This is a genomic window from Solirubrobacter pauli (genome assembly GCF_003633755.1).
Classification (GTDB): Bacteria; Actinomycetota; Thermoleophilia; order Solirubrobacterales; family Solirubrobacteraceae; genus Solirubrobacter; species Solirubrobacter pauli.
Map to the genome: position 1 here is coordinate 4144775 of NZ_RBIL01000001.1, position 15425 is coordinate 4160199.

Sequence of the window (15425 nt, forward strand, 5' to 3'; positions counted from 1 at the left end):
AGGCTAGTCGTAGGCGATCTCGTCCACGACGACGCCGGCCGCGTCGTAGGCCGTCAGGGTCGACGCGTCGCCGGGTGCGATCACGACCCAGGCACCGCACCACGGCGTGATCGGCACCTCGCACGTGCCGATCGCGAGCCGCGCGATGTCCGTGCCGGCGATGCCGAAGTACGAGTGACGCTGCTTCGGCTCGTCGTCCCACCCGCTGACGCCCCCGAACGAGACCCACTCGATGCCGCCGGTCGGGCGTGCGAACGGCGTCTCCGACGTCGTGTTGTCGTGCGGCGCCGCCGTGTAGCCCCAGAGGCCGTTGGTGCGCTGGTAGCTCTCCAGGAAGCACCACCAGCCCATGGCGATGTCGGGATACGCGTCCAGGACGGCGAACGACACGGCGGCGAGGTCGCCGTTGACGCACAGGGCGAGCGGATAGCCGGTGCCGATCTTGAACGGCGGCGCGGGTGGGCCGGGCACGTGGCCGGCGTCCAGCACGGCGAACCCGAGCTCTCCGAGGCCGTCGGGGTAGTGGGGGTCGTACGTGGTCATAGCTCGATGTGGGAGCCCATCACGACCGTGCGGTCGTCCGGGAGGTGGAAGATCTCGACCGGGTTGGCGGTGTTGCGGGAGATCGCCAGGAACAGCTTCTTGCGCCACGAGGCCATGCCCGGGCGCTTGGTCGGGATGATCGAGATGCGGCTGACGAAGTAGGAGGGGTGCTCGAGGTCGGGGTCGCCCTCGAGGCCCTGGCGGGCTGCCAGCCGCAGCAGCTCCGGGACGTTCAGCGCCTCCTGGAAGCCGAAGCGACCCGTGATGTGGGTGATGCCGTCGTCGCGGTAGCCGAGGTCGTCGATCGTCAGGCGCGTGTCCTCCTGCACGTACGGGACGCGCTCGGTCGCGAGCGAGACGATGATCACGCACTCGTGCAGCACGTGGTTGTGCTCCACGTTCGCGCGCAGGGCGAGCGGCGTGGTCTCCGGGTTGGCGTTCAGGAAGACGGCGGTGCCGGGCGCGCGGGCGACCGGCGGGTCGAGCTCGCGGACCTCCTCGACGAACGCGCGCAGCGGCCCCTCCTCCTCGATCCGCCGGTGGCTGACGATCTCCCGTCCGCGCTGCCAGGTGGTGAGGACGCCGAAGACGGCGAGCGCGATCGCGAGCGGGAACCAGCCGCCATGGAGGATCTTGGTCAGGTTGGCGGCGAAGAACGTGAGGTCGACGACCAGGAACGCGGTGGCGCCGGCGATCACGAGGCCGAGCGGGCGGCCCCAGAGCGCGCGCACGACGAAGAAGAACAGCAGCGTGTCGATCGCGAGCGTGCCGGTCACCGCGATGCCGTAGGCGCTCGCCAGCCGCTCGCTCGACTGGAAGCCGAGCACGAGCGCGACGACCGCGGCGAAGATGATCCAGTTCACGGCGGGCACGTAGACCTGGCCGACCTCGCGCTGGGACGTGTGGCGCACGACCAGCCGTGGGAGGAAGCCGAGCCGGATCGCCTGGCGGGTGACGCTGAACGCGCCGCTGATCACGGCCTGCGAGGCGATGATCGCGGCGACGGTGCTGAGGATCACCATCGGGATCCGCGCCCATTCCGGGAACAGCAGGAAGAACGGGCTGCCGCTCGTCTGCGGGTCGCCGACGATCAACGCCCCCTGGCCCAGGTAGTTGAGGATCAGCGCGGGGAAGACCAGCGCGAACCACGCCTTGCGGATCGCCCGCGCGCCGAAGTGGCCCATGTCGGCGTACAGCGCCTCGGCGCCCGTCACGGCCAGCACGACGCCACCGAGCGCGACGAACGCCTCGTGCCCGTGGTCGAAGAGGAACTCGACGCCGTGGTGGGGGGAGAGCGCCTGCAGGATCTCGGGGTGCTCGAGCATCCGGCCGAAGCCGGAGACCGCGAGCACGATGAACCAGAGGACCATGACCGGGCCGAACAGCCCGCCGACGCGGCCGGTGCCGAAGCGCTGCGCGGCGAACAGCGCGCCCAGCACGACCAGCGTGATCGGGATGACGAACCGCTCGAGGTCCTGGCTGACCACCTCGAGGCCCTCGACTGCGCTCAGCACCGAGATCGCCGGCGTGATCATGCCGTCGCCGTAGAACAGCGACGCGCCGAAGACGCCGAGCAGGACCAGCGTGAGCTGCGCGCCGCGCGAGCGCAGGTTCGAGCGCTGGACGAGCGCGATCAGGGCCATGATCCCGCCCTCGCCGTCGTTGTCCGCGCGCATGATGAACGTCACGTACTTGACGGAGACGATCACCGTGATCGCCCAGAAGATCAGGCTGACGACGCCGTACACCTGCTCACGGCCGGCCTCGAGCCCGTGCTCGGGCGCGAAGACGGTCCGCAGCGTGTAGAGCGGGCTCGTCCCGATGTCCCCGAAGACGACGCCGATCGCGCCCAGGACCAAGCCCGCCGTGGAAGCCCGCTTCATCGCGGGTGGACGTTACTCAGGCTTCGGTGAGACCACGTCGGATCGCGTAGCGCACGAGCTCCACGCGGTCGCGCATGCCGAGCTTGCGCAGCAGGTTCGCGCGGTGGGACTCGACGGTCTTCTCGGCGAGGTGCAGCGTCTCGGCGATCTGCTTGTTCGTGTACGCCTCGGCGATCAGCTTCAGCACCTCCTGCTCACGCGGGGAGAGCGGCTCCTCAGGGCCGGAGCTGCTGTCGCTCATCCACTCGCGCACGATCGTGCGCTCGACCGCGTTCGTCAGGAAGGCGTCGCCGCGGGAGACGGCGCGGATCGCGTTCAGCAGCGCCTGGTCGACCTCGCGCTTGAGCACGTAGCCGGACGCGCCCGCCTTCAGGGCGTCGAACACGTACCGCTCGTCGTCGTGCATGGAGAGCGCGAGGACCTGGGTCTCGGGCAGGTGCGCGCGGATCTGGCGCGCGGCCTGGAGGCCGGTCATGCGCGGCATCGAGACGTCCATGACGCACAGGTCGGGCTTGGTCTGCAGCGCCATCTCGAACGCCTCGACGCCGTCGCCGGCCTCGGCGACCACCTCCATGTCGGGTTGGCGGTCGATCAACAGCTTCATGCCGCCACGGACGATCCCGTGGTCGTCGGCGATCAGGATCCTCATGAGGCCCCCATGGTCAGTTCGATGGTTGTTCCCTCGCCCGGGGCGGAGAAGACGTTCAGGCGGCCACCGACGAGCAGCGCGCGCTCGCGCATGCCGGACACGCCGAGGCGGCCGCCGGAGCCCTTCTTCGGGGCGAAGCCGCAACCGTCGTCGCGCACGCGCAACGTGGTGCGGCCGACGCTGTTGAGCTCGACGCGCACCGCGCTCGCGCCCGAGTGCTGGACGACGTTGCTCAAGGACTCCTGCGCCACGCGGTAGAGCACGAGCTGCTCCTCGTCGGACAGCTCGGGCATGTCGCCGTGGCGGTGGAAGGTGGTGCGGATGCCGGTGCGCTCGCCGAAGTTGGCCACCTGCGACGCGAGCGCGGGGACGAGGCCGTGGTCGTCGAGCGCGGTCGGGCGCAGCGTGCGGGCGAGCGTCAGCAGCTCCTCCATCGCCTGCGTGGCGAGCGTCTGGATCTCCTTGAGCTCCGAGCGCAGCCCGGGCGGGACGTCGAGCGCGGCGGCCTGGAGCCGGAGCAGGATCGCCGTCAGCGCCTGGTTGACCTCGTCGTGCAGGTCCTGGGCGATCCGGGCGCGCTCCTCCTCCTGCGCGCGGATGACGGCGCGGCCGCCCTCGATCCGCTCCTGCTCGATCCGGTCGAGCATCTTGTTGAACCCGGCGGTCAGCCGCTCGACCTCCTGCGGCGCGTTGCGGGGCGCGTGGGCGCGCTGGCCGTGCATCCCGGGGTCGACGCGCTCGATCGCCTCCAGCAGCAGCTCCAGCGGCACGAGCCGGCGCTTGAGCAGCAGCGTGTTGAGCAGGATCGCGGCCACGACCGCGACGCCCATCAGCAGGTCGCGCTGCAGGTTCGCGAGCCCGCCCGCCCGGTCGGGGGCGAGCATCGCGGCGATCAGCGCGGTGAGCGTGACCAGCGTGGTGTTGACCGCGAGGACCTGCGGCAGGAGCGAGCGAGTACGCACTGTTCGGTACCCATCGGCAACTCGCGGTCGGGTCGTTACCCCATACGGCATGGATGGGGCTATCCTTTGTGAAGCATTGAATCCCGATCCGAATTCTCGAGGACTGGCATGAGCCCATCCGGCGCGGAGGTCATCCGCAAGATCCGCAGCGAGGTCGATGAGGTCGATCCGTCCGAGGTCAAGGCCGCGCTGAACGGCAATGGCAACAGCGGCGTGGTGCTGCTCGACGTCCGCGAGAGCGACGAGTGGGACGCCGGCCACATCCCGGGCGCCAAGCACGTCGCCCGCGGGTACCTCGAGTCGCGCGTCGAAGGCGCGATCGGGTCCGACCGCAGCCAGCGCGTGGTCATCTACTGCGCCTCCGGGCAGCGGTCCGCGCTGGCGGCGAACACGCTCAAGAACCTGCTCGGCTACGAGAACGTCGTCTCCATGAACGGCGGCATCACGCTGTGGAAGGACCGCGGCTACGAGGTCGAGAAGCCGGTGGTGCTGACGCCGCAGCAGCGTGACCGCTACTCGCGGCACCTGCTCGTGCCCGAGATCGGGCTCGAGGGCCAGACGAAGCTGCTCAACGCGAAGGTGCTGCTGCTCGGCGCCGGCGGCCTCGGCTCGCCGACCGCGCTGTACCTCGCGGCCGCCGGCGTCGGGACGCTGGGCGTCGTCGACGACGACGAGGTCGACCTCTCGAACCTGCAGCGCCAGGTCATCCACACCACGGACCGGATCGGGACGCCGAAGGTCGACTCCGCGGAGATCGCCATCAACGGCATCAACCCGGACGTGCAGGTCGTCAAGTACAAGACGCGCCTCGACGCCTCCAACATCATGGAGATCATCGAGGGCTACGACGTGATCGTCGACGGCGTCGACAACTTCCCGACGCGCTACCTGCTCAACGACGCGACGGTGCGCCTGGACATCCCGGTGGTCAGCGCCTCGATCCTCGGGTTCGATGGCCAGCTGTCCGTCTTCAAGCCGCACGACGGCCCCTGCTACCGCTGCCTGTACCCGGTGCCGCCCCCGGCGGAGCTGGCGCCGTCCTGCGGCGCGAACGGCGTGCTCGGCGTGCTGCCGGGGACGATGGGCCTGCTGCAGGCGACCGAGGTCGTCAAGCTCATCGTGGGCGCGGGCGAGCCGCTGATCGGCCGCCTGCTGCTCTACGAAGCGCTCGGCGCGACGTTCACCGAGCTCAAGGTCCGCCGTGACCCGGAGTGCCCGATCTGCTCGATCGACCCGTCGGAGATCGACGAGTCGCAGCTCGGCGTGTTCCCGGACTACGAGGCGTTCTGCGCCGCCGCGGGCTAGGGTGACCTGACGATGGCGAAGATCAAGATCCCACCGGTCCTGCGTCCTTCCGTGGGCGGCGAGAAGGAAGTCCACGCGGACGGCGGCGACGTCGGCGCCGTCCTGCGCGCGCTCGCCGAGCAGCACCCCGCGACCCAGCAGCAGCTCTTCGGCGCTGACGGCTCGCTGAACCGCTACGTGAACGTGTACCTCAACGACGAGGACGTACGCGTGCTGGACGGCCTCGACACGACGGTCGGGGAGTCCGACACGCTCGTGATCCTGCCGGCGATGGCCGGCGGCGGCGCCTAGGCGCCTCCGGACCCGCTACCTTCGCGGCCGTGGCTACCCCTTCGCTACGGCCGCTGAGCCTTGGAGAGATCCTCGACGCGGGCATCAAAGTCTGCACCCGGCACTGGAAGACGCTGGCGCTGTGCGTCATCGTGCCCCTGCTGCCGCTGTCGATCCTGCAGGTGCTGCTGATCGGCTCCATCGACGCCGAGCAGCTCGAGTTCCTGCCCGAGACCGACACCAGCACGACGTCCGCCGACGACATCGAGGCGGGCGTATGGGTGACGCTCGGCATCACGGCGCTGATCGGGGTGGTCTCGTTCCTCGTGGTGAACACGGCGTGCTTCAAAGCCGTCGCCGACGCCTGGCTCGGAGCCACGCCGGAGGCCGGCCGCTCGCTGCGCTTCGGCATCTCCCGGGCGCCGCGGATCTTCGTGCTGAGCCTGATCGCGGCGCCGCCCGTGCTGCTCGGGTTCGTCCTGTGCCTCGTTCCGGGCTTCTGGCTCGTCACCGTGTGGTCGCTGGCGCTCGCGGCGAGCCTGTTCGAACGCGTCGGCCCGTTCAAGGCGCTCGGTCGCAGCTACGGCCTCATCCGGGAGCGGTTCTGGGCGACGCTGCTGCTGCTGATCGTCTCCTGGCTGCTGGTCGGCATCCTCGGCGGGATCATCTCGTCGATCCCGTCGGCGTTCGCAGAGATATTCGCCTCGGAGAACCGGCTGGCCGCCGCCGTCGCCAACGTCGTCGGCACCACGCTCGGCAACGTCATCACCTACCCGTTCTCCGCGGCCGTGCTGACGATCCTCTACTTCGACCAGCGCATCCGCAAGGAAGGCTTCGACGTCCAGATGCTCGCCGAGGGCCTGGGCCGGTCATTCGACCCGGACGCGCCGATCCCCGCGCCGCTGGAGCCGGGCCAGTACACGCCGCCCCCGCAGGGGTGGCAGCCGCAGGGCCAATATGGCGGCTGGAACGTGCCCTCGCACCAGGACGCGCCGCTGCGCTGGGGTCCGGCGGCGCAGAACCCGCCGGACGCCCGCCCGCCGGAGGAGTCGCCGTGGATGCGGCCCGCGCCGGGAGCGCCGGGGGCGCCGCCGCAGGGCGGGCCGGGTGGGCCGCCGCAGGGCGCGCCGGGTGGGCCGCCCTCGGGGCCGTCGCGCTGGGCGCCGCCGACCCCACCGGCCGGGCCGCCGCCCGCCGCGCCGGCCGGCCCCCCGACGGGACCGGGCGGGTCGCAGCCCGCGGGCGCGGGTGGGTCGCTCTGGGACCGCCCCGCCGAAGGCGCGCCGAGAACGAGCACCGACGAGGAAGCCCGCTGGGGGCGTCCGTCCGAGGCCCCGCCGAGCACCGACGAGGCGCGCTCGGGCCGCCCGTCCGAGGGCGCGCCGGCCACGCCTGACGAGGAGGCCCGCTGGGGCCGCCCGCCGGCCACGCCCGGTGACGGGCTCACGTCCGGCTCGCCGCTCGGGGACGAGGCCGCGCCGACCGATCCGCTGCCGCCCGTCGACGAGCCCACGGACCCGTTGCCGCCCAAGGAGGAGCCGCCCGCGTGGGAGTCCCGCTGGGGCGCGTCGTCGCCGTTCGGCGAGTCCCCGTGGGAGGACAAGAAGGACAAGAAGGACAAGGATCGGGCGGACTGGCAGCCGCCCGAGGAGCCGCGCGGGCCGGGCGGGCTGTGATCCGCGCCCGCATCGCGGGCGCCGTGGTCCTGCTCGCGGCGTGCCTGGCGCCGGCCACCGCGCACGCCAAGGAGGTCAGCCTCTCGGAGTACCAGGCGCTGGTCGCCGACGGCAACGCGGCCGCGCTCGAGCAGGTGACGTCGGTCGACGGCCAGCCGGTCGACGTCGCGGGCTCGCTGGCGGGCGCGGAAGGGGAGGAGCTCGAGCAGCGGCTCGAGACGCTCCGGTCATTCCGGTACGAAGGCGCGCCGCCGCTGGACGACCCGACGACGCAGGCGCGCGACATCCTCCAGGAGGAGCGCTTCCACGGCGGCGAGGCGCCCGGGCCGTTCCGCGGCTTCGTCGACTGGCTGCGCGATCTCGCCCCGACCGGGCTGCTCGACCTGCTCGACGACCTGCTGCCGGGCGGGCGCAACGTCGTCTGGATCGTGCTCGGCGCGCTCCTGTTCACGGTCGGCTACCTGCTCGCGCGGTTCTTCCTGACGCGCCGGATCGCGCTGTCGGAGGCGACGGCGCAGGCGCACGCCCCCGCCGGCGATGACCCCAGGGCGCTCGAGCGGCGCGCCGCCGACGCCGAGGCCGCCGGGAACTACGAGGCCGCGCTGCGGCTCCGCTTCCGCGCCGGCCTGCTGCGGCTCGACCAGCGCGGCGCGATCGCCTTCCGGCCGTCGATCTCCACGCACGAGGTGCGCCGCACGCTGCGCTCCAGCGACTTCGACGACCTCTCCACGACGTTCGACGACGTCGTCTATGGCGGCCGCGAGCCGCACACCGAGGACGTCGCCCAGGCGCGCGAGCGCTGGCCGGACGTCGTCTCCCACGCCCGGGAGCGCGGGTGAGCTCGCGGCGCGGCACCACGCTGGCGCTGCTCGGCCTGCTCGCCGGCTTCATCGTCGTGCTGGTCGTGATCGACCGGGTCTCGCCCGCGCCCGAAGGCCCGCCGTCGTCCTCGTACGCGACCACGCCGCTCGGCGCCGCCGCCTACGCGTCGCTGCTCGACCGGGCGGGCATCCCGGTCCGCCAGGTGCGCACGCCGATCGCCGATCGCGAGCCGCGCGAAGGGGAGACCCTCGTGATCCTCGACCCCGACGTGATGGAGCCCGAGGAGGCCGACGCGATCCGCGCCTGGGTCGAGGGCGGCGGGCGGCTCGTGCTCGGCGCGAGCAGCGAGGTCGCGTGGATCGAGCAGCTGCTCGACGATCCACCGCGGTGGACGAGCGCGGACAGCGACGAGCACGTGCCGCTCGTCCCGATCGCCGACGTCCGGACGGTCGTGAGCTTCGACCGGACCGGCTTCGACGACCTCGGCGGCCTGCTGCCGCTGCTCGGCCCGCCGCGCACGCCGCTGGCCGCGTTCGCCCCGCTCGGCGCCGGCCACGTGACCCTGCTGGCCGACACCTCGCCGCTGACCAACCGCGGCCTCGCGCGCGCCGACAACGCCGCCTTCGCGCTCTCGCTCTCCGGCGACGCGCCGGTCGCGTTCCTGGAGACGGTGCACGGCTACGGCGTGTCGCGCGGCTTCGGCGGCCTGCCGACCTCCGTCAAGTGGGCGCTGCTCGGCCTCGCGCTCACGTCGCTCGTCGCCCTGTGGGCGGCGGGGAAGCGCTTCGGGGACCCGGAGGACGAGGACTCCGACCCGCCGCCCCCGCGCGTGGAATACGTCGACGCCCTCGCGGGCTCCCTGGCCCGCGCCAAGCCCGAGAAGGAGCACACGTGAAGGAGCTGCACGCCCGCGTCGCGGGGGAGGTCCGCAAGGTCGTCGTCGGCCATGACGAGGCCCTCGAGGACATGCTCGCCGCGCTCGCCCTCGGCGGCCACGTGCTGCTCGAGGGCGTGCCCGGCGTCGCCAAGACGCTGCTCGCGAGCGCCGTCGCCCGCGCGCTCGACCTCGACTTCCGCCGCCTGCAGTTCACGCCGGACATGCTCCCGAGCGACGTGACCGGGACGATGGCCCTGCGCGCCGGCGACCTCGTCTTCCGCCCCGGCCCGGTGTTCGCCGGCGTCGTGCTGGCCGACGAGATCAACCGCACGCCGCCCAAGACCCAGGCCGCGCTGCTGGAGGCGATGCAGGAGCGCCAGGTCACCGTCGACGGCCAGGCGCACCCGCTCCCCGACCCGTTCCTCGTCCTCGCCACCCAGAACCCGGTCGAGTACGAGGGCACCTACCCGCTGCCCGAGGCCCAGCGCGACCGCTTCCTCGTCCACGTCGCCCTCGGCTACCCGGAGGCCGAGGAGGAGCGCGCGATGCTCCGCCTCAACCGCCGCGGCCTGACCCCGACCGGCCTGCAGGACATCCAGCCGATCGCCACCGCCGAGGACCTCCGCGCCGCCCGCGCCGAGGTCGACGCCACCGAGGTCCACGACGAGGTCATCGCCTACGTCGTCGCGATCGCGCGCCGCACCCGCGAGCTCCCGAGCGTGTCGCTCGGCGCGAGCCCGCGCGCGGCCGTCCACCTCCTCGGCGCGGCCAAGGCCGCCGCGCGCCTGTCCGGCCGCGCGTACGTGACGCCCGACGACGTGGCGAGGATGGCCGCCCCGGTGCTGCGCCACCGCCTCGTGCTGACGCCGGAGGCCGAGCTGGAACGCGCGACCCCGCTGGGCGCGATCCGCGCCGCGCTCGAGGACGTCCCGGTCCCGCGATGACCGCCCCGCGTCCGCGCCGCACGGCCGGCCTCGCCGCGCCCGCCGGCCCCGCCTGCGTTCACCGCGACGTCCGGAGCCGCCGGCCGCGATGAGCCCTGCCCCGCGCGTGGTCGTCATCCTCGCGGCGCTTGCGCTGAGCGCCCTGCTGGTCCCGATCGGGGTCGTGGCGCTGCTCGCGATCGCGCTCGTCGGCGCGGTGGTCGTCGACGCCCGGGCGGCCCGGCGCGCTCCGACGGTCACCCGGCGCGCGCCCGAGGTCCTCAGCCGTGGCGTCCCCGCGCCGCTGCGGGTCACGGCGGCGGCGCCCGCGGGCGGCAGCGTGCTCGTCCGCCAGGGCGCGCCCGCCAGCGTCGAGATCGAGCCCCGTCAAGGGCCGTCGATCGACGCCACCGTGACCGCCCTGCGGCGCGGACGGCACACGCTCCCGCCCGTGGCCACGCGCGCGACCGGTCCGCTGGGCCTCGCCCGCTGGGACCACAAGGCGTCGGAGCCGGCGACGCTGCGCGTGTTCCCCGACCTGCACACCGCGCGCCGGCTCGCCCTGGCCGTGGCCCGCGGGCGGTTCCGGGACCAGGGCGCGACGGCGCGCGGGCCGCTCGGCCTCGGCACGGAGTTCGAGCTGATCCGCGACTACGAGCCCGACGACGACATCCGTCAGGTGAACTGGCGCGCGACGGCCCGGCTCGGCCGGCCGATGAGCAACCAGTACCGGCTCGAGCAGGACCGGGACCTGATCCTGCTGATCGACGCCGGGCGCCTCTCGACGGCCCCGCTCGCCGACGCCACGATCCTCGACGCGGAGCTCGACGCCGCGGTGGCGCTCGCGTTCGTCGCCGACGAGCTGGGCGACCGCACCGGAACGGTCGCCTTCGACGACGACGTGCGCGTGGTGCTGCCGCCGCAGCGCAAGGGCGGCCAAGCCGTCGTGCGCGCGCTCTACGACCTCGAGGCGAACCCGGTCGACTCGGACTTCGAGCTCGCCTTCCGGCGCGCGGAGGGCTCCAAGCGGGCGCTCGTCGTCGTGCTCTGCGACCTGCTGGAGGAAGCCGCCACGCGCCCGCTCGTGCGCGCCGTGCCCGTGCTCACCCGCCGGCACGCGGTGGTGGTGGCCAGCCCGTCCGACCCGGCGCTGGAGGCGATCGCGCACTCGGTGCCGACCGACCGCCTCGGGGAGGCCCGAGCGACCGTCGCCAACGACGTGCTCGCCGCCCGCGCCCGCGCGGCCGCTCAGGTCCGCGCGGCCGGCGCGCGGGTCATCGAAGCGCCGCCGGAGAAGCTGCCCGCGACGCTCGTGGCGCAGTACCTGCGCGCGAAGTCCCGCGCGATCCTCTGACGTACACCAGCGTCCAGAACAGCGCCGCCAAGGAGAACCCGAGCGACGCCTGGAGCCACACCGGCAGCTCCGGCCCGGTCGCGAAGCCCTCGAGCACGCCGCACAGGACGAGCCACGGGATCGTCCCCGCCGCCATCTCCACGGCCGGCAGCGCCTCGCGTCGCAGCGACGTCGAACGCCGCAGCGTCCCGGGCCGGATCAGCGCCCAGCCCATCCGCAGCCCCGCGATCCCGCCGACGATGATGCACGAGAACTCGAGCGGCCCGTGCGAGGAGACGAGCCGCAGGAACGCGACGCCGTTGCCTGCGCCGATCGCCAGCCCCGCGATCACGCCGAGGATCAGCCCGTTGAAGACGAGCGCCCAGACGGTGAAGGCGCCGAACGCGATCCCGCCCGCGAAGGCGATCAGCGTCACCTGGATGTTGTTGAACATCACCGAGGCCGAGAACGCGCTCGCCTCCGCGGCGTCGTAGTCGCGGCCCTCGACCGGCGGGTCGGCCGCGCCCTGGAACTGGGCGGGCATCAGCCCGGCGGCGGTCGGCGGGTCCAGCAGCCCCCAGAGCGCGCCGAGCAGCCCGGGCCCGAGCAGCAGCGCCCACGCCGCGAAGATCAGCCACGGGCGCTCGGCGAGCCGCTGCCAGTAGCCGCGGGACACGAACTGCCAGAGCGACTGGCGCGTGCCGGAGCGGCCGTAGACCGCGGCGCGGCCGCGCAGCACCAGCGGCTCGAGCCGCGTCAGCAGCGGGTCGCCCGGGAAGCGCCGGCGGGCGAAGGCGAGGTCCGCGGCGGCCGCGCGGTAGAGCTCGCCGAGCCGCCGCACACCCGCGGCGCCGAGCTTCTCCGGCTTGTTGCCGGCCTTGCGCACGAGGGCGTCGAGCTCGCCCCAACTCGACGCACGCTCCGCTTCGAAGCGCTCAGGGCTCATCATGTGGCCATGGAGTATGAGGATCGGCGGGAGATCGCCACCCCGGAAGGAGTCCAGCTCGCGCTTCCGCTCGCGAACATCGGCAGTCGCTTCCTGTCGACGCTGATCGACCTGCTGATCGGCGGCGCCGCCGCGCTGGTCGTGATCCTGCTCGCGGCCGCGCTCGGCGGTGAGATCGCCGCGACGATCGCCGCGGCCGCCGCGTTCCTCGTGTTCTACGTCGGCTACCACGTGGTGTTCGAGGTCGTCGGCGGTGGCCGCACGATCGGCCGCCGCGCCGCCGGGCTGCGGGTGGTGATGGACAGCGGCGCGCCCGTCGGGCTGCGCGCCAGCCTGATCCGCAACATCCTGCGCATCCTCGAAGGCGCCGCGCTCAGCTACCTGCCGGCGATCATCGCGATCCTCTCCACCAAGAACAACCAGCGCCTGGGGGACCTGGCGGCCGGGACGCTCGTCGTGCGCGACGTCAAGACGCCGGCGTACGAGCCGCCGCGCGCCGCGATCCCGCCCGCGCAGTTCCAGAGCTGGGACGTCGCCGGCGTGGGGGAGCAGGAGCTGATGGCGGTGCGCACCTTCCTGGACCGCCGGCACTCGTTCGCCCCGGGGCCGCGCGCCGCGCTCGCCGCCGAGCTGGCCACGAAGCTGCGCCCGCTCGTCCCCGGCGTGCGTCCGGGGCTCCACGACGAGCAGTTCCTCGAGTACCTGGCAGCGGCAAAATCCGGTCCAATGGTTCCCCCCGTCGGGGGGTCGCACACGCCCTACGGTTGATTATCCGAAGCGGCTGCGCTCAAATGGAACCGCTTTCATGCCCCCCGGTCGCGCAGGCTCACTCGAATCACTCCGCCGTCTCAACCGCCTGCGCGTCATCCGCGCGCTGCGTGACGAGGGACAGATCTCGCGTGCGGAGATCGCGCGCCGCACCGGCCTGAGCCGCTCGACGGTCTCCAGCCTGGTCGCCGACCTGCAGGCCGACGGGCTCGTCGTCGAGCGCCCCGAGCCGGGCCTCGCGCACGGCTCCTCGGGCGGCCGCCCGCCGATCCTGCTGAGCTTCGACGCCAGCGCCGGCGCCGCCGTCGGCGTGGACTTCGGCCACAGCCACCTGCGCGTCGCGGTGTCCGACCTGGCGAGCACCATCCTCGCCGAGCGCACGCGGCCGCTGGACACCGACCACGACGCGTTCGCGGGCCTGGAGATGGCCGCGGAGCTCGTGGTCGAGACGCTCGCCGACGCGGGGGTCGCGAAGGAGCTCGTGATCGGCGCCGGCATGGGCCTGCCGGGCCCGGTCGACCAGGGCGACGGCACCGTGCACTCGTCCGCGATCCTGCCGGGCTGGATCGGCATGACCGTCGCCGAGGAGCTGCAGAAGCGCCTCGAGATCCCGGTGATGGTCGACAACGACGCGAACCTCGGCGCGCTCGCCGAGGCGGCGTTCGGCGCGGGCCGCGACGCGACCGACCTCGTCTACCTGAAGGTGTCGAGCGGCATCGGGGCCGGGCTCATCCTCAACGGCCGCCTGTACCGTGGCAGCGCCGGCCTCGCGGGCGAGCTCGGGCACGTGCTCGTCCACCCCGAGGGCATCGTCTGCCGCTGCGGCAACCGCGGCTGCCTGGAGACCGTCGCCGCCTCGGGCGCGCTCGTGGACCTGCTGCGCCGCTCACACGGCGACGACATCACGATCGAGCGCATCCTCGAAGCCGCCCACGCGGGTGACGCGGGCTGCGTCCGCGTCATCCACGACGCCGGTCGCGCCCTCGGCACGGTCGCGGCCACGCTGCTGAACGTGCTCAACCCCGAGATGCTGATCATCGGCGGCCACCTCGCCGCCGCCGGCGACCTGCTGCTCGACGGCATGCGCGAGTCCGTCGCGCGCGCCGCGCTGCCCGAGACGTCACGCGGTGCCCAGGTCGTCGCGGGCGTGCTCGGCGAGCGCGCCCACGTCCTCGGCGCCCTCGCGCTCGTGGTCTCCGAGGCCGATCGGGTGCTCCCGACCCGCCTCGCACTGGCCGGTTAGTACCGGTTCCGAAGTAATTCGGCGTTGCTATCTCGATAGTTCCGCGTGTAGCGTTCCGAGGCCGAATGGATAGGACGTCTCGCCGCGACGCTCGCGCGCGTGTCGTCGGGGTCCTGGCTGAAGCCGGGGCCGTGTCGCGCGCCGATCTCGCCCGCCGTGCAGCCTTAGCGCCCTCGACCGTGTCGGCGGTGGTGAGCGACCTGCAGGCCGCGGGCCTCGTCGTCGAGCCCGCCGAGCCGGTCCATCCGCCCGAGCGCCAGGCGGTCGGCCGCCCGCCGGTGCTGATCGCGCTGCACCGCAAGGCGGGCGTGGTCGCGGGCCTGGACTTCGGCAAGCGTCACCTGCGGGTGGCGATCTCGGACCTCAGCCATCAGCTCCTGGCCGAGCGCCGGCAGCCGCTGGCCGACGATCTGCCTGCTCAGGAGGCGATCGCGCTCGCCCAGGACCAGTTCCGCGACGCGCTCGAGGAAGCTGAGGTCCACTCGGGCGAGCTGCTCGGCGTCGGCATGGGGCTGCCCGGTCCGGTGCACCGGCCTTCGGGGCAGCTCGGGAACTCGACGATCCTGCCGGGCTGGGTCGGCATCAACGCCGCGGAGGCCGTCGCGGAGGCGCTCGGCCACCCGGTCGAAGTCGAGAACGACGCCAACCTCGGCGCGCTCGGCGAGTGGATGTGGGGCTCGGGCCGGGGAGTCGACCACATGGCGTACGTGAAGGCCGCGACCGGCATCGGCGCGGGGTTCATCGTCAACGGCCAGCCGTACGTGGGCGCGGGCGGCACGGCCGGGGAGCTCGGGCACACGGTCGTCGACCCCGGCGGGCCGATCTGCCGCTGCGGCAACCGCGGCTGCCTGGAGACGCTCGCGGCCGGTCCGGCCGTCCTGAGCTCGTTAAGAGATGTTCACGGCGACCACCTGACGCTGCCCGAGGCGGTCGGGCTCGCGCTGCTCGGCGACGCCGGCTGCGCGCGGGCGATCGCCGACGCCGGAACCGCGATCGGCACGGCCGTCGCGACGCTCTGCAACCTCTTCAATCCGCGCAGGGTCGTGGTCGGCGGCGATCTCGGGCACGCCGGGGAGCTGCTGCTCGAGCCGCTCCGCGATTCCCTGCGCCGCGGCGCGATCCGCTCGGCGGCGGACGACGTCCAGGTGGTCGAGGGGGCGCTCGGCGAACGGGCCGAGGTCCTGGGCGCCGTCGCGCTCGTTCTCGGGCGCGTCGCGGCTTGACA

General features: G+C 73.3%; 15 protein-coding genes. 10 read left to right on the plus strand and 5 right to left on the minus strand.

The features are described 5' to 3' along the window. Positions 1-3: 3 nt before the first annotated feature. Genes C8N24_RS19270 through C8N24_RS19285 form a run of 4 tightly spaced genes read right to left on the minus strand, consistent with a single transcriptional unit; the run spans position 4 to position 4037 of the window. Positions 4-543 (minus strand): hypothetical protein, encoded by a 540-nt coding sequence (locus C8N24_RS19270; RefSeq protein WP_121252651.1) that lies wholly within the window; start codon positions 541-543, stop codon positions 4-6. Beyond that, a complete protein-coding gene (locus C8N24_RS19275) occupies positions 540-2426 on the minus strand; it encodes a potassium transporter Kup (protein ID WP_121252653.1) in 1887 nt (628 codons plus the stop codon). The genes C8N24_RS19270 and C8N24_RS19275 overlap by 4 nt, the downstream gene beginning before the upstream one ends. 16 nt (positions 2427-2442) lie before the next feature. Next, positions 2443-3075: a response regulator gene (locus C8N24_RS19280; RefSeq protein ID WP_121252655.1), complete on the minus strand. Its 633-nt coding sequence runs from the start codon at positions 3073-3075 to the stop codon at positions 2443-2445. Next, on the minus strand, positions 3072-4037 hold the full coding sequence (locus C8N24_RS19285; RefSeq protein WP_170179210.1) for a sensor histidine kinase: 966 nt from the start codon (positions 4035-4037) through the stop codon (positions 3072-3074). The genes C8N24_RS19280 and C8N24_RS19285 overlap by 4 nt, the downstream gene beginning before the upstream one ends. A gap of 108 nt (positions 4038-4145) precedes the next feature. Here C8N24_RS19285 and moeB point away from each other — a divergent pair, with 108 nt between their 5' ends. The 7 genes from moeB to C8N24_RS19315 all read left to right on the plus strand — a co-directional run bounded on the left by moeB (position 4146) and on the right by C8N24_RS19315 (position 11264). Further along, positions 4146-5342: a molybdopterin-synthase adenylyltransferase MoeB gene (moeB, locus tag C8N24_RS19290; RefSeq protein WP_121252659.1), complete on the plus strand. Its 1197-nt coding sequence runs from the start codon at positions 4146-4148 to the stop codon at positions 5340-5342. Between the two features lie 12 nt (positions 5343-5354). Further along, positions 5355-5633 carry a ubiquitin-like small modifier protein 1 gene (locus tag C8N24_RS19295; RefSeq protein WP_121252661.1) on the plus strand — a complete coding sequence of 93 codons (279 nt, stop codon included), beginning with the start codon at positions 5355-5357 and terminating at the stop codon, positions 5631-5633. Between the two features lie 29 nt (positions 5634-5662). Next, on the plus strand, positions 5663-7288 hold the full coding sequence (locus tag C8N24_RS34095) for a hypothetical protein (protein ID WP_170178734.1): 1626 nt from the start codon (positions 5663-5665) through the stop codon (positions 7286-7288). Next, on the plus strand, positions 7285-8127 hold the full coding sequence (locus C8N24_RS19300; protein WP_170179211.1) for a DUF4129 domain-containing protein: 843 nt from the start codon (positions 7285-7287) through the stop codon (positions 8125-8127). Before C8N24_RS34095 ends, C8N24_RS19300 begins: the two co-directional genes overlap by 4 nt. Beyond that, positions 8124-9005, plus strand: a complete 882-nt coding sequence (locus C8N24_RS19305) for a DUF4350 domain-containing protein (protein ID WP_170179212.1) — start codon at positions 8124-8126, stop codon at positions 9003-9005. The genes C8N24_RS19300 and C8N24_RS19305 overlap by 4 nt, the downstream gene beginning before the upstream one ends. Continuing rightward, a complete protein-coding gene (locus C8N24_RS19310) occupies positions 9002-9931 on the plus strand; it encodes an AAA family ATPase (RefSeq protein WP_211340024.1) in 930 nt (309 codons plus the stop codon). The genes C8N24_RS19305 and C8N24_RS19310 overlap by 4 nt, the downstream gene beginning before the upstream one ends. Before the next feature lie 88 nt (positions 9932-10019). After that, positions 10020-11264 (plus strand): DUF58 domain-containing protein, encoded by a 1245-nt coding sequence (locus C8N24_RS19315; protein ID WP_147447885.1) that lies wholly within the window; start codon positions 10020-10022, stop codon positions 11262-11264. Here the strand turns inward: C8N24_RS19315 and C8N24_RS19320 are convergent. Further along, entirely contained in the window at positions 11185-12192 is a 1008-nt protein-coding gene (locus tag C8N24_RS19320; RefSeq protein ID WP_121252668.1) for a stage II sporulation protein M, read from the minus strand. The two genes, C8N24_RS19315 and C8N24_RS19320, sit on opposite strands and share 80 nt — an antisense overlap. A gap of 6 nt (positions 12193-12198) precedes the next feature. On the opposite strand from C8N24_RS19320, the gene C8N24_RS19325 reads away from it, so the two are divergent. From C8N24_RS19325 to C8N24_RS19335, 3 genes are all read left to right on the plus strand, one after another. Next, positions 12199-12957, plus strand: a complete 759-nt coding sequence (locus C8N24_RS19325) for an RDD family protein (RefSeq protein ID WP_121252670.1) — start codon at positions 12199-12201, stop codon at positions 12955-12957. A gap of 37 nt (positions 12958-12994) precedes the next feature. Beyond that, positions 12995-14200 (plus strand): ROK family transcriptional regulator, encoded by a 1206-nt coding sequence (locus C8N24_RS19330; protein WP_121252672.1) that lies wholly within the window; start codon positions 12995-12997, stop codon positions 14198-14200. A gap of 65 nt (positions 14201-14265) precedes the next feature. Next, positions 14266-15423 (plus strand): ROK family protein, encoded by a 1158-nt coding sequence (locus C8N24_RS19335; protein ID WP_121252674.1) that lies wholly within the window; start codon positions 14266-14268, stop codon positions 15421-15423. Positions 15424-15425: the final 2 nt, after the last annotated feature.